8 protein-coding genes are annotated in these 15,067 nt (G+C 59.3%); all 8 read right to left on the bottom strand.

Annotated features, from left to right (window positions below):
• Positions 1-115 precede the first annotated feature (115 nt).
• The 8 genes from gcvH to F1529_RS02110 all read right to left on the bottom strand — a co-directional run bounded on the left by gcvH (position 116) and on the right by F1529_RS02110 (position 15,058).
• Positions 116-502, bottom strand: a complete 387-nt coding sequence (gene gcvH, locus F1529_RS02140) for a glycine cleavage system protein GcvH (RefSeq protein ID WP_007151349.1) — start codon at positions 500-502, stop codon at positions 116-118.
• Positions 503-686: 184 nt separating this feature from the next.
• Positions 687-1,766, bottom strand: coding sequence for a glycine cleavage system aminomethyltransferase GcvT (gene gcvT / locus F1529_RS02135; protein WP_039926692.1), 1,080 nt, complete (start codon positions 1,764-1,766; stop codon positions 687-689).
• 136 nt (positions 1,767-1,902) lie between these two features.
• Entirely contained in the window at positions 1,903-4,863 is a 2,961-nt protein-coding gene (locus F1529_RS02130) for an Ig-like domain-containing protein (protein WP_155131734.1), read from the bottom strand.
• A gap of 18 nt (positions 4,864-4,881) precedes the next feature.
• Entirely contained in the window at positions 4,882-6,240 is a 1,359-nt protein-coding gene (locus F1529_RS02125) for an OmpP1/FadL family transporter (protein ID WP_155131731.1), read from the bottom strand.
• A gap of 321 nt (positions 6,241-6,561) precedes the next feature.
• The gene (locus F1529_RS02120) at positions 6,562-9,804 is read right to left on the bottom strand and encodes an Ig-like domain-containing protein (protein WP_155131728.1); all 3,243 of its coding nucleotides are present in this window, start codon (positions 9,802-9,804) and stop codon (positions 6,562-6,564) included.
• A 12-nt stretch (positions 9,805-9,816) separates the two neighbouring features.
• Complete coding sequence (locus F1529_RS17570; RefSeq protein ID WP_230457684.1) at positions 9,817-10,194, bottom strand: outer membrane protein transport protein; 378 nt, start codon at positions 10,192-10,194, stop codon at positions 9,817-9,819.
• A 33-nt stretch (positions 10,195-10,227) separates the two neighbouring features.
• On the bottom strand, positions 10,228-11,172 hold the full coding sequence (locus F1529_RS02115) for a hypothetical protein (protein WP_230457683.1): 945 nt from the start codon (positions 11,170-11,172) through the stop codon (positions 10,228-10,230).
• Between the two features lie 718 nt (positions 11,173-11,890).
• Complete coding sequence (locus tag F1529_RS02110) at positions 11,891-15,058, bottom strand: Ig-like domain-containing protein (protein ID WP_196220351.1); 3,168 nt, start codon at positions 15,056-15,058, stop codon at positions 11,891-11,893.
• Between the last annotated feature and the right edge of the window lie 9 nt (positions 15,059-15,067).

The raw sequence follows: 15,067 nt of genomic DNA, 5'->3' as shown, positions 1-15,067 counted from the left end.
CAGCGCTAAAAAACGCTGGGGATCAGCTATGAGTTACGAGCTACGAGCAGCTAGAAAAATCTTTTCCTGGCAGCTCGTAGCTCGCGGCTCGCAGCTGCGAATAATCGCTACGCGATTATTCGCTATCGATCTGCGCCTGGTACTGGTCGGCGGTGAGCAGGTTGTCCAGCTCGCCTTCGTCGGTCAGCTGCACTTTGAACAACCAGCCGCCTTCATAGGGAACGTTGTTGACCAGTTCCGGCTCATCTTCCAGAGCTTCGTTGATTTCAACGATTTCACCGGACACCGGGCTGTAGATGTCGGAGGCCGCTTTCACGGATTCCACCACACCGGTTTCATCACCGGCGGCCACCACCTGGCCCACTTCCGGCAGTTCCACATAGACCAGATCGCCCATGGCATCCTGAGCGTGGTCACTGATACCGACGGTGGCAACACCGCCTTCTACCTTGGCCCATTCGTGGCTGGCGGCATAACGCAGCTCGGCTGGAATCTCGCTCATTGTTGTCTCCTTGGTTTAACGCTTCACGCGGCATGCTGCACGCATGACGCCGAAATCTGTATGTTCTGCAGGCTTGTCGTTGAAGCCATGCCTGGGTGCCAATTTCTTCGTCATGCAAGCATGACTTCCCACAAACCCCGGTCCAGTTCAGATGCCGTGGGAAGCGATGCTTGCATCGCGAATGCTACAGCTCTTTATAAACTACCTCGCCATTACGCACGAACGGCGGTTTGACCACCTGGGCAACCTGGCGCTTGTTGCGGATTTCCACATCCACCTTGCCGGTAGCGCCAGCGGGCAACCGCGCCAGGGCGATGGATTTGCCTAACGTAGGCGAGAAAGTACCACTGGTGATTTCCCCTTCTTCGCCATTGGCCAGCAAGACTTTCTGGTGGGCGCGCAACACGCCCTTGCCTTCCAGAATCAGGCCCACCTGTTCGCCATGGCCATTTTTCTGCTGGTTGAGCAGCGGCTGGCGGCCGATGAACTCCCGGTCGTTGAGCATCACCGTCCAGCCCATGTTGGCTTCCCACGGCGTAATGGTGTTGTCCATATCGTTGCCGTACAGGTTCAGCCCTGCTTCCAGGCGCAGGGTGTCACGGGCACCCAGGCCGATGGGCGCAACGCCGGCGGCCAGCAACTGGCCCCACAGGGTCACCGCATCCGCGTTGGGCAGCATGATTTCCACGCCGTCTTCGCCGGTGTAGCCGGTGCGGGCGATCATCCAGTCACCGTCCTGCGCGAAGGCAAAAATTTTCAGGCTGCTGACTGCCTCGGCACGGGCGCCGCTGAGCAGCTCCGCAAGGATTTCACGGGCCTTCGGCCCCTGAATCGCCAGCATGGCCAGTTCCGGGCGCTCGTGAATATCCACGGCAAAACCGCCGGCCTGCTTTTCCATCCAGTCCAGGTCGGTCTCGCGGGTCGCGCAATTTACCACCAGTCGGTAGCCATTGTCCTGTTTATAGACGATAAGGTCGTCGATCACGCCGCCATTGTCGTTAAGCATGCCGGTGTACAGGGCGCGGCCCGGATCAATGCGGTCCACGTCGTTGGCCAGCAGCTGGCGCAGGTAATCACGGGCACCGGCGCCGGCAATATCCACCACGGTCATGTGGGAGACATCGAACACGCCGGCGTTTTGACGCACGGCGTGATGCTCCTCGATCTGGGACCCATAGTTGATCGGCATATCCCAGCCGCCGAAGTCCACCATCTTGCCGCCGGCGGCGAGATGGGCGTCGTATAAAGCTGTGCGGTGAGCCATAAAAAGCACCATGGAACGAGTGAGTGGGGAATTATATCGACACGGGGCCGGGCGGCATAGGCTGGGCCGGGAATCCGTATCCACAAAAAAGCCGGCCCGCAGGCCGGCTTGAGTATCACCGTCAGGGACGGTGGCGTTACTGCGGTTTCTTGATGGACCCGCTCTGGAAGGTAAGGTTCACCCCACCCTCCGGGATCTGCAGATCAATGGTGGCCAATGCCCCGCCAATACGCACGTCGATATTCTGCGCAGCCAGGCTCACCAAACCGATGACCAGACGGCCATCGGGAAGGAAATCCACCGGACCGGACAGCTGGAGGTCATCCAGCGGGTAACTGTGCAGGTTGAATGGCAGCCCCAGCGGCGCTTCCATTTCCGGCGCATCGAGCAACAAATCCAGCGTGGTGTCGAACATCAACTGATCTTCAGCGGCGTCGTAGCGGATCCAGCCGGTTAGCGGCTGCGTCCGGTTGCCACTGCCATCGTCGGCATAACGGGCACGCATGACCAACGGCTCGGTGGGCACGTTCGGGCTGACCAGACCGGCAATCTGCGCGTAGACGTCGGTGTTGGTTGTCATCAACACCGGCGGATACAGCGTCACCTCTACCGCCTGTTCAGCTTCGTTCCAGCCCACAATATCCGCGTTGATACCGCCATTGAGATAGGTGAATTTATCTGCCGGGCAGGTTTCGTTGATATTGCAGCCAATGTTTGCCGCCGTGGCGATGCCGCCGGTGTCCAGCACCGCCAGCTTGGCGGCATTGGTCGGGGTGGGATACTGGCCGCTGCCCGGTGGCTCTTCCTGGGCCTTGGTTTCGCTGTCGTCGAGCAGGAAGTTGGCATTCACATCCGCCTTGGGCAGGTTGCGCAGCGGCAACAACACATTGTCGGTGGCCGCGGCGCCAGTGAAGGCAATCGCCATATCCGGCCCGCCTTTGTCCGCATCCGGCCCCAGTAACTGGGCGGTCTGCAGAGGCATGTCATCTTGCGAACAGATCACCTCACCGGCGCAACCGGCCTGCTCATGGGATGCCAGCACATACCGGTAAAGCACTCCCTCTTCCCAGGGCTGTTGCGGGGTAATGGTCAGTTTGCGGGTATCCACGCTCAGGTGAGCGGGCACCGCTTCCTGGCAATTACCGGCGGTGTCGATTTTCTCTACCCGTACACTGCCTTGCCCGCAGGCGCTGCCCAGCACCATGCTGTCGGCCGCCATGTTGCGTGAGAACTGCACTTCGATGGCACGGTTGGCGGGCAATGTGGGCACGGGCAGCAGATCACCGGCCTGATCCTGATAAGCACTGGCGCACTCACCCTGGATACCGTTGCCCAGGTCTTCACTACCGGGATCAATGGCGCAGCCATATCCGGGGTACACCGTGGTGGTGTAGGGCGTGCGCGGGCTGTTGGTGGTGGCATCCACCATGGTGAAATCGAGGGTTTCCGGGTTCGCCGGGTTACCACTCAGATCCTGCACGCCATCGGTGAACGCCACCTGGTAGTCGCTGCCGAAGGCCAGCGGATCGTCCGGTGTCAGCACCAGGGACGCACCGTCGAGACGCCACTGGAACAGCACATCCGCGCCCTGTTCGGTAAGCGTCACGGTGGAACCGGGGACGATGGACTCCTGGTTCGGGGTTTCGTCGAAGTTCAGCACCACCGGGTCGCCAGGGCGGAAACGGTCGGCGAAATCACCGGGCTGCCAGCTTTGCAGGCTGGGGCCGGTGATATCCACCTCAGGTTCCGGGGCGGTGGTCTGGTCCGCGTAGGATTCCATGTGGAAACTCAACACCCCGTAGGCGGTTTCCACCCCTAACACTTCCGGTTCAATCACCCCGATCGCATCAATCACCATGCGGCCATCGACCACAATGGCGCGCCCCACCAGCTCGACCTGCAACAGCGTCTGGGTGAAGGCGCCGTTGGCGCGGGAGTCGGCGGTGGAAAAAGCCAGATCCAGGGTCAGCTGCACCCGCCGCGGCGCTTCCGGGGCGGCACTGTACGGGGCCGGCGACAAATAGCCGGAGGCATCGGACAGGAAGCTGACGGTGACATCGCCGGAATCAAAACCCGCCGGCAACTGGCCGCCAATCAGCACCTCAAGGGGCTCACCCTTGAGCAGTGAGCCCTTGCTGATACGCAGCGGCGTGGCGTCCGGAAAGTCCGGCACAAAGGCCAGTTCCGCAAACACGTTGCCGGACAATTTGGATACCGTGGTGTCACCCAGCAACTTGGCGATCAACGGCACGCAGTTGATCGGCTCGCCACTGAGCGGCGACAGCATGACACCGTCCTCGCCACAATCCTTGGTGGGATCCGCGGCCATGGCTTCCAGCACCAGGGTTTCCCGCGGGGTGGAATCTTGCGGGGTCAGAGTGAAGCTGTTTTCCCCGCTGTAGGCGACACCGGTCTTGCTGGTCAGGGCGCTGTCCAGTTCCAGGGTGTAATCGCTGCCCGGTGTGAGGTCGTCCTGCGGATCCAGGGTCAACCGTGTGCCGCTCACCAGTAAGGTGGCCGCCACCGGGTTGCCGCCGGCATCGTTAAGGCTGACCGTGGTGTTATCCACGGTGGTGCGATCCAGTGGCTGCGAGAACTGCAGGTGAACGGTGGAGAAGTCCATGAAGGGCTGGTCGCCGCCACCCGACGGCATTTGCCGGCTGATCACCAGCTCATCCGCGTTCTGCTGCTGATCCTGCGGCCCCGTGCCGGCGGAGCCAGTGGTGAAGTTCAGGGTGCCATCACTGAAACCCTGCAAATCCATACCATTCAGGCTCAGGGTGTAGTCGCTGTTGAATGCCAGCGGCAGACGCGGGGTGATCACCACGGAGCGGCCCTGATCTGCCTCACTCATATCCACATCAACGGCACCATCCGGGCCGGTGAGTGTGATGTCGGCCAGCGTCAGGTCCGGCGCCTCGGAAAACTGCACCACCAGTGGCGCGTGCACCGATATCTGCGTTTGCTGGTCCGCCGGGTAGCTGTAGAACACCTGCCCGCTGTTGCGGCCGCTGTAATCCACGGTCTGTTCACTGCCACCACCACCGCAGGCGGTCAGCACCAGTGCGGTGGCGAGAAGTACGCTCGTTCGCATCATTGTGTTTGCCTCCCGGGCTTAAAATTTCAGGGTGATGGAGCCGCTGATCACATTCACGTCACCGCTGGCTTCCACCTGCTCACTGGGCTGCGGGTAGACGGCGGACTGGGTGTCGTAAATATCGAAGGTGCGGTCTTCCAGAATCTGGTGCTGGTAGGCCAGATCAAAACGGACCGGGAAAGCGAGGAAGCGTGTTTTCTTGTACTTCGCGGTGACGCCCAGGCCGATGATCCACTTGTCTGTATCCAGGTAGTTCACATCTACCGATGCATTGGATTCCAGCGGTGACTCGCTGTAAGCCACCCCACCGGTGAACGAAAAGTTTTCATTAAGACGGAATTCGGTGCCGATGCGCGGGATGATCACGTCCTGAAAGGTCAATTGCCCGGGCTGACCACTAACGGTCTGATCCTTGATGGTGTCATTCTCGAACTCCTCTTCCAGTGCGGACCATTCCTGCCACTCAATGGTCACCCCGGTGCGCCAGCGGCCAGCCTGGTACTGCACGCCACCGGCGAGAATGTTCGGCTGATAGGAATCCAGGGTGTTGATGTTGAGCATCAGGCCCGGGTTGGGAATCACCCCGGGAATCACCGCATTGGCGTTCACTTCGGTTTGGGTGTTGGAGTAACCGCGATAGGAAAACGCGGTTTCCAGGCCGTTGAACCAGCAATCGTCGCCTTCACCGCAGAAAGTCTCGCCCCAGTCCATGTTGATACCGAAGATCGGGCGAATGGACGGTTTGGCGGAGACATCCAACTCTTCGTACTGGGTGTTGCCGGCCAGGTCCGTGGTGGCGGACAGATCCGCCGCTGCATGCAGGGTAATCCGCGCGGTGGCGCCCACGTCGATGCCTCGCCACAGCTGGGTAGCGCCGCCCAGGTTCAGGAACAGAGGCTGGCGGCCATATTCAAAATACTGGCCTTGCTGGGACGTGGAGGAATCAAACGCCAGCATTTCTTCACCGTACTTTTCCACCCCCAGCATCAGGCCAAAATAAATCGGATGGTTGTACTGGGTGAGCGAGGTCAGGTCGGTTTTCATGCCCAGCAGTATTTGCTGGGAGGGGGAATCCTGCAGCACATCACCATTGCGGATCGGCGCATCCGCGCCGCCCAGGCTTTTCGCACGCAGCTCGTGCTCAGCATGCATCAGGCCGGTGGTCAGCTCACCACGGGGATCCTTGGCCAGCGCCGCCGGGTTGTAGTACGTCGCGGACACCTGATCATTAAACAGGCTGAGCGCCTGCGCAGAGGCAATGTCCGAGGGCAGTACGCCATAAGTGGTGCCGATATTACCCATGCTCGCCAAGGCAACAGATTGCACCAACACACCACCGACAACGGCGGCGACACGTCCCGAAAAAGACACAGTCATTTGTTGTACTCCTACACTGTTTTCTTGTTGCTTTTACGTTGTCTGTCGCCAGGGCGGCGACGGGGGGAGCTCACCCTATGCAAAAGTGAACAGACACTCACATAGGTAAAAAGCGCTATTTGGCGTCAATCACGACGGCAAACCGTAAAATTCTTTTAAACAGTGACAGGGTAGACAGAGTATCCACCGACGAGTTCGGGCACGGCCGTGCCACCTTGAGGGGTTGGGCGGGGTTTCACGACAAGCGGCCGCTGGCGGCCGACAGAAAAAGCAGCGCCCCGACAAGCGGGGCGCCACATGATGCACAAAGCACGATCCGATTTACTGGATAGACGCACTCTGGTAGCTGAGGTTGATACCGCCCGGCGGGATCACCAGTTTCACTTTACCGCCTTCCAGGCCGGCCAGGGTGATTTCCAAGTCCACATTTTTCGGCTGGGCATTCTGCAAACCAATGAACAGGCGCCCATCGGGCAGGAAGTCCAACGGCCCTTCCAGATCCACATTATCGATGGGCAGGCCTTTAACGTTGTGCTCCAGGCCCAGTGGCAGGCTCAGTGCCGGGGCATCGAACAACAGATCGAAGGTGATGCGGAATACCGGGCCATCCGGGGTGTCCACGATGTAGCCCACCGGCGGAATGGTACGGTCGCCGTTTTCATCTTCGTTATAGCGTACCCGCATGATGTTCGGTCCGGTGGCGGTATCGATGGGCACCAGCCCCACATCACCGACCACCGACAGCAGGCTGTTCAGCACCCCGTCGCCACCGAACTCACCCGCCAGCGCTGAAACGGTGTCGTTCACCAGCCCCAGGGTGACTTCCAGTACGCCGCCCAGAATCGGGCCAAGCACCGGGATGGAATCCAGGGTACTACCGCCATCCAGCACATTCAGGTCCAGCCCAACCACTGCCGTGGCATCCAGGTTGGTCAGCGCCACGGTGGTCGGATAAATCACCACCGGCACGCCCTGCTCCACCGGGTCGAAGTCCAGGATCTCGGTGTTCAGCAACCCGCTGATATAGAGGATACGGTCACTGTCACACTGCGCCTGATCATCCGCGGTAAACGGCGGCGTCCCCTCATAGCCACACCCGGTATTCGCGGTGGTCACCAGCCCTTCACCACCGCCATCGCGGGGCAGGATCATGGTCGCGTTGGCTGGCGTATCCAGCGGATCGATTACGTCACCAGTGAGAACCGGCTCATCAGTATCAATCTGGAAGTTGTTGTTCACGTCCACACTGGGCAGGTTGGCCAGTTCCTGGAAAATGGTGTTGAAGGGCACGCCACCACGGAACAGGATTTCCATGTCCGGGCCGCCTTCCTTCAGACCACCACCCAACAGCGGTGCAGTCTGCAAGGGCAGGCCGTCCACCGAGCACATGCCCGCACAGCCCGTGCCGCCACCATTGGAGGCCAGCACATAGCGGTAGAGTGCATCTTCTTCCCAGGCTTGCTCAGGGGTGAAGATCAATGCCCGGGGCTCAAGCGTCAGCTCACCGTCCACATCTTCCCAGCTGCCGCCATTGTCTTTCTGCACCAGTAGGGTGTCGCCCAGAGTGATGGTGGCCGGGTCCATGTTCTGGGAGAAGCGCACCTTGATGGGCCGGTTTGCTGGCAGGTCCACAATGGGCAGCTCGTCCACTTCAACCTGTTCGCCTTCCGGGCTGGACGAAATGCAGACACCCTGGGTTCCCGCATCAATTTCACCCTGGGTAGCAGTGGAACTGGCACACGGGAAGCCGGGATACACGGTGGCCGCAAACGGGCCACGACGCACATCGCCGCCATCGTCAACCACGTATTCGGGCAGGGTGAAGTCGAGCGTGCTGTCCCCTTGCAATGAATCAAGAACCTGCAGGGCATTACCTGCCAGATCCGTGATCGCCGGGGTCGTCGTCACTGCGTATTCCACGCCGTATTCCACCGGAGAATCCGGCGTAATCACCAGCGCATTACCGCGCAGCTCCCACTGGAAGGGCTCATCAAGGCCGCCCTTGGTCAGCAGCAGGGAATCACCGGCCACAATGCTGTTCGGGTCCAGCGCTTCGTTGAAGTGAATGACGATGGGCTCACCGGGTTCCATGCGATCCGCCACATTACCGGGCTGCCAGGACAGTTCCTGACCGTTGTCACCATCCAGTACCGGCACAAACGGGTTGATCGCATCCACCGGTTTCAGCGGTGCATTTTCCTGGTCCTGGTAAGACTCCATGCGGAAGCTGAGCACGCCGTAGCTGTTTTCCACACCCAGTACACGGGGCTCTACCACGGTGATCGCATCGGTGTTGAGCTGGCCATCTTCAATCAGGCCGGTGCCCACCAGTTCCAGATGCATCAGGTTCTGGGTAAAGGCACCATTGGCACGCGCATCAGTGGTGGACGTGGCGACGTCCATAAACAACCGCAGCTGCTTAGGCGCGTCGTCACTTTCCGCATTGGGGTTGGGGAACAGATAACCGGTGGCATCGGAAATGATTTCCACGGTCACTTCACCGGAGTCGAATCCCACCGGCACTTCACCGCCAATGAACACTTCCAGCGCATCCCCTTTCAGGATCCCGCCACGCTGCACCCGCAAGGGCGTCACGTCGGGGAAATTAGGGGTGAAAGCCAGTTCGGCGTACACGTCACCGGACTGCTTGGACACGGTCTTGTCCTGCAGCAAGGTGCCAATAACCGGGACACAGTTGATCGGCTGGCCGGTCAGTTCCGACAAGCGGACGCCGTCGTCCAGGCAGCCCAGCGAATCATCGGCTGGCGGTGCATTGGTTACCAGCACCGCACGCTCCCCGGTGGTGGGAGAGGTGGTGTCCTGGGGTACCGTGGAGTGCGAATAGGCGGCAATATCTTCGCCCAGCTGACTCTTCACACCGTTGACACTCAGCTCATAGGTATCACCAGGCGTCATGTCTTCCAGCGGATCCACGGTGATGGTGGTCCGACCGACCAGCAGCAAGGCGGGTACAACCTCACCATTGTTCATCAGGCTGATGGTGTCGCCGTACACAGCGGAAGAAGCATCAATGGGATGGGTGGTGCGCAGACGGAACGAAGAAAAATCCATGCTCTTGAATTGCCCGTCATCCGGGAAGATGGATTCTACTTCAAAGCTGGCAGCGGTCTTCTGGGTCTCAATGGGGCCTTCCAGTGCTGCACGGGTGGTAAAATTCAGGGTGCCGTCTTTAAAGGTGGTGGTTTCACCCAGCACGGTGACACCATTCATCACCACCTTGTAGTCCGACGCCGGCTTCAGGGCATCGTCCGGCGTTAACACCACACCCCGGCCGTCGGCCACGGATTCCAGCGTAAACGGTACCGCTTCATCATCCGGGCCCGTCACGGTGAAGTTGCTGGCGTCCGCCGTCACTTCATGGCTGAACTGCAAGGCAATGATGGCACGCGGCGCGACCTGCTGCTGATTATCCAGCGGGTAGGTGTAGTGCAGATTGCGAGCGTCAAAGGTCGGTGTATTGAAGCTCACGCTATCGTCGCTGCCGCCGCAACCGGCGACCAGTGCGGCCGCCAGTGCAGTGAGAGCCAGTTTGTTATTTTTCATGGGGCACCTCCGTTAGAACTTCAGCGTGATGGAGCCGGAAAACACATGGACATCGCCATCAGCCGTCACGACTTCGTAAGGATTGGCCACGCCAGGGCGTGTGGTCGTCAGCTCGAAATCACGCTCTTCCAGTTTCTGGAATTGGTAACCAAAATCCAGGCGCAGCGGGTAGGCCAGGATCGGCGGATTTTGAATGATCAGGGAGCTACCCACGCCAGCAATAATCTTGTCGCTATCCAGGTAGTTCACGTCCGGAGTCTGGATACTTTCCAGCGGGCTTTCCTGGTACGCCACACCCGCAGACAGAATCAGGTGTTCGTTGACCGTCCACTCTGCGCCCACGCGGGGCACCACGATATCCTTGAAGGTCGCAAAGGCCTGATCTTTCACGGTGTCACGGGCCAGTTCATCTTCCAGATCGTTCTAGTTCTGTTGCTCAACCGTCACCGCCGCGCGGAAGTTATCACTGAAGTGATAAAGAATACCGGCACTGAAAATATCGGGCTGATAGGAATCGATGGTATCGATGAGTACGGTAATACCCGGGTCAATCACGGTACCGGGGATGGTCAGGTTGGACTCCACCGAGGTGCGCGCTTCGGTGTGGCCACGGAACGCGAACGCGGTTTCCAGGCCGGTCCAGATGCCGCAATCTTCCTTGCCGCAAAACACTTCGTCCCATTCGAAGTTGATCGACAGAACCGGACGAATCACCGGCTTGGCTGTCACGTTCAATTCTTCGTATTGGGTTTCACCAGACAGATCCGCACTGGCCACCAGCTTGGCGTCGGAACGCAGGGAGATATGTGCAGAAGCCCCGGAGGTAATCCCGTTGGCCAGCTCGATGCCGCCACCCAGGTTCAGGAACAATGGCTGACGACCGTAGTTGAAAAACTGCCCTTCCCGAGAATTTTCGGATTTGAAGGCCAGCATTTCTTCACCGTACTTTTCCACGCCGGCAATGATGGCGAAGTAGATGGGATGCCCAAACTGGGTCAGATCGGTGAGATCGGTTTTCAGGGCGATAATCTGTTGCTGGGAATCGGTATCGTTGAGCACATCGCCGTCACGAATAACCGCCGCGCCACCACCGTTGGGATTGCCCTGACTCACCGCCCGGAGTTCCTGCTCACCGTGCAGCAAGCCCACTGTCAGCTCCCCACGGGGATCCTGGGTCAGGTAGGCCGGGTTGTAGTACAACGCGGACGCCTGGGTGTTGAACATGGAAAGCGCTTGCGCGGTCCCCACATCCGTCGGCAACAGGCCATAGGTGCTGGCCGTATTGCCCATGGCGGCATAAACAGGACTGGACAAGGCAGTTGAGATAATCGCAGCAGCCCCCCAGCGGGACAGGTTCTTGGTTGTCATAGCGCGTCTCCGGCGTTTGTTATTCGGTTTTTCGCCCAAGGTTTACCGTCTCAGGCGCTGGGAGAACAACACGTGAAGGCTATGCAGCCTCTCGCTATTCCCCCCTGTGTATATGCAATAAGTAAAACAAAACGCCCGTGCTACAGCCGTTGAGAAAAGGTTGGGATTGGTTGAGAAAGGTACGCGCAAGGGCGGGATATGCAGCGAAGTGTTATGGATCTGTAACGGGGAGCGGCCAGTGGTGAAGTCGGTTACCGGGCCGAAAAGGTAGCAGGCCGATTACGGCAGCCAGCCCGAGCGCCTGTGCGACAGGCATAAAAAAGGTTCATCGCGGAATTGAGTGATCCGCCGGCTGCAGAGCTTGTCTGATTATCCCGCTTTGGCCGCCGCTGGACGCCGGATGCCCGACGACGGACGCTGGCATTCAAAACCTGAAAACCTTGCCCGCCATACTCTCTGTGCAAAATGTATTACCCGATTATTGCCTCAATGATGGCCCTGACAATTCCTCAAAATACCCCTCAAAAAAGATGCCGGAATAACGACAGTCTCTCAGGCGATGGAGGTTTACGTCAGGCATCCGGCGTCGAGCGTTTGGCAAAGTGCCGGGTATTCGGGATAAACCGGGCAGATGGCGAGAAGCGTTTTATTCACTCTAATCCGCGAAAAACCATAAAAAAGCCGGCCCAAAGGCCGGCTGTAAAAACACAAACATCCGTTATTGCTTGATGGGCTCACCCAGGTACTGGAGTTTGACGCCACCCACCGGGATCTTCAGGTAGATCTCCGGGCTGGACAGCAACACACTCAGCACCACATTCACCGGAATCATATTGGCATTGACCTGGTTGATCACCATGCGGCCATCCGGCAGGAACGTGACCGGCCCGGAAAGCTTCATGGTAATCGGATAGCTATGCTGGTTGTGTGATCCGCCGGCGACGATATGCATGTAAGGCGCATCCAGATACAAATCCACATTGGCACGAAATTCCGGGCCATTGTCGGTCTGCACAATCCAGCCGGGGATCAATCCCTGGCGCTCGATTTCATCGTAGACATAGCTGCCATCCGGGTTCTGTTTGCCACAGTAGTTGTCGGCATCGTCCGGCCAGGGCACACAGTGATACCGCATGCGCATGAACTGGGTTTCCGTTGGCGTTTCACTGGGAATGAAGCCCAGGATTTTCACCAGCAGAGTCACCGAGGATGCCTGAATCATGGTTGGGTACAAACCAATACGAACCGCCTTCATGGGTTCATTCGTGGCGGGATCGATTACCTCTTCACCGGTCTCCAGATCGGTATAGACCGCCGAGCCGAATACTTCTGAATTCAGCGCACCCGTGACATGGATGTCGCACTGTTCCGTCACGTCGCACAGCAGCTCCGGATCGTACAAAAGCCCTTTTCCATCATAGCCGTCGAGGATGAGATCCGTGGTATTCACCCCGGGTTCATTCCCTCCGTAACCCGGCTCACCACTATCAAAATGGCCATTACCATTGAGATCCGCGGTGGGCAGGTTTTTCAGCGGCTGGTACACCGACACCCTCGGCGCGGCCCCGATAAAGTGGTTCTCTATATCCGGGCCACCCATATCGTTGGCAGGGGCTCGCAACATGGCGGTCTGCAAACGTTTACCATCGGTAGCGCAAATGGCTTCGCCGGAGGTGCAATCATCCGGCAACTGGCCGCCGGTCGCGTTCACACTTTGCAAGGCGTAGCGGTAATACACCCCTTCTTCCCAAGGCTCGTCCGGGGTAAAGACCAGGCTGCGCGTCCCCACCTCCAGTGAACCGGTGACGCCGGCTTCGCAGCGATATTTACGCTTTTCGCCATCGTCATAACGCATCGGCGTACCCGTGGCCGGGTTCAACTCCACTTTCTCTACCCGGAAGCTGCCCACATCACAGGCGGTGGTGTTCTCGAAGACCACAGAGGCCGGGGCAATATCGCGGGTGAAGTTAATCCGGATAGCCCGGTCTGCCGGCAGGCTGGACACCGGGTTGCGATCATCTTCGGTCTTACCGCCCTGACAGAAGCCGTGGTTGCCAAACTCGATTTCCCAATGCTCCTTGTCACTGGCGCACGGGAAGCCCGGGTAGGTCGTCAGCACACGGGGCGGCGGCAAATCGCCGACACGGCTAGCCAACTCGAAACCCTGGTTGACCGGGTTGACCGGATTACCGGCCAGATCCGTCACGGAACCCTCCACCACAGCGGTATAACTTTCACCAAAGGCCAGCGGCTGGGCCGGTCGCATCACCAGGCTGGCACCGTCCAGGTACCAGTCGGTATCCACGTAACTGCCGTTGTGCTGCAGGCCAAAGCTGGTGCCGGCATGCAGGCTGGCGTTATCCAGTGGCTCACTGAAGTTCAGAATCACCGCATCGCCCGGGCGTGCATTCATGGCCATGCCATTGCCATCCACAGCGGGCACCATGGATTGCAGTACCGGAGCGGTCATATCCGGCACCGGCTCAGGGGCGTTTTCCTGATCCTCGTAGGATTTCATGTGGAAACTGAGCAGGCCGAAGGCGGTTTCCTGCCCCAACACTTTGGGTTCCACGATACCCACCGCGTCAATTTCCATGCGGCCATCCTGCACCAGCGCCATGCCGTTCAATTCCACATGCATCAGCGTCTGACTCAGCGCGCCGTTGGCTTCCGGGTTTTCCGCCGTCATGGACACATCCATGTACAGCTTCACCTGTTTCGGCGCTTCATGGGCATCGCTGTAGGGGTTGGGCATCAGGTAGCCGGAAGCATCGGACAGGAAGGTCACGGCGATGGCACCGGTCTCGATACCCGCCTTCACTTCGCCGGCCACTTTCACTTCGATGTTGCTGCCGCTAAGCAGGCTGTTGCGGGGAATGCGCAGCGGTGATACTTCCGGGTAGTTGGGCAGAAATGCCAGCTCGGCGAACACATCGCCGCCCTGCATGGTGGCATCCTTGCTGCCCAGCAAGGTGGACTGCACCGGCACACAGTTCATGGTGGCACCGGTCAGCTTGGCCACCAGCGCGCCGTCCGCGTTACAGGGATCGTCCGCCTGGTCGGTGGCACTGACCACGTCCTGCACCAGGGTTGCGCGGGGCCTGGAGTCTTTGGCCACCCAGGTCTGCTCGAAACCACCGGTAAGGCTGTCATCGGATTCGCCACGCACCGAGGTGCTGAACGACAGGGTGTAGCTCTCGCCCGGTGTCAGGTCTTCCAGTGGATCCACCGTGACCGCATTGCCTTTTACCAGCAGGGCCGCAGGTACCAGACCGTCACTGCCTTCCAGCGTCACGGAATCGCCATACACCAGGGTGCCGGCATCCAGCATCTGGTTAAAGCGCACCCGCAGGGTGGAAAAATCCATGAACGGCAGCTGTTCACCATCCGGGATCACATTACGCACCGCCAGGTCCGGGGAGGCCATGCGGCTGGACATAGGGCCATCGCTGGACAACCGGGTAACGAAATCCAGGCCGCCATCCGGGAACACCGGGGAGCCGTTTTCCGTTTCTATGCCATTCAGCACCAACCGGTAGTGGGTATGGGTTTGCAGCGACGCATCCGGCTGCAACATGACACCCATGCCCCCATCCACCGGTTGTGGCGCCTGCAGGGCCACCTGATTATTGCCGGTATCGGGGCAATCCCCGTCCAGCTGGGCACATTCCAGCAACGTAAAGTGGCTGGCATCCACTGTGACCGGATGGGAAAACCGAATGGACAGCGGCGTCTTTGGTGCCAGATCCTGCTGACCGTCGTAGGGGAAACTGTAATAGACCTCACCGGTCTGCCAGTTTTCCAGGGTGGGCTCGTCACCGGCCTCACCGCCACAGGCCGCCAGCAAGGCAGCTGCTGTAGCCAGAGATAGCGCTTTTAATTTCATCGCCATTAC

The sequence above is a fragment of the Alcanivorax sp. VBW004 genome (assembly GCF_009718865.1).
Lineage (GTDB): Bacteria > Pseudomonadota > Gammaproteobacteria > Pseudomonadales > Alcanivoracaceae > Alcanivorax.
The sequence above is the reverse complement of the archived record's forward strand: the minus strand, read 5'-3'. Positions and strand labels throughout refer to the sequence as shown.

What these genes read in the sequence shown, in the direction of transcription:
- gcvH (WP_007151349.1), bottom strand. Translation starts at nt 502, where the DNA reads ATGAGCGAGATTCCAGCCGAGCTGCGTTATGCCGCCAGCCACGAATGG.
- gcvT (WP_039926692.1), bottom strand. Translation starts at nt 1,766, where the DNA reads ATGGCTCACCGCACAGCTTTATACGACGCCCATCTCGCCGCCGGCGGC.
- F1529_RS02130 (WP_155131734.1), bottom strand. Translation starts at nt 4,863, where the DNA reads ATGATGCGAACGAGCGTACTTCTCGCCACCGCACTGGTGCTGACCGCC.
- F1529_RS02125 (WP_155131731.1), bottom strand. Translation starts at nt 6,240, where the DNA reads ATGACTGTGTCTTTTTCGGGACGTGTCGCCGCCGTTGTCGGTGGTGTG.
- F1529_RS02120 (WP_155131728.1), bottom strand. Translation starts at nt 9,804, where the DNA reads ATGAAAAATAACAAACTGGCTCTCACTGCACTGGCGGCCGCACTGGTC.
- F1529_RS02115 (WP_230457683.1), bottom strand. Translation starts at nt 11,172, where the DNA reads ATGACAACCAAGAACCTGTCCCGCTGGGGGGCTGCTGCGATTATCTCA.
- F1529_RS02110 (WP_196220351.1), bottom strand. Translation starts at nt 15,058, where the DNA reads ATGAAATTAAAAGCGCTATCTCTGGCTACAGCAGCTGCCTTGCTGGCG.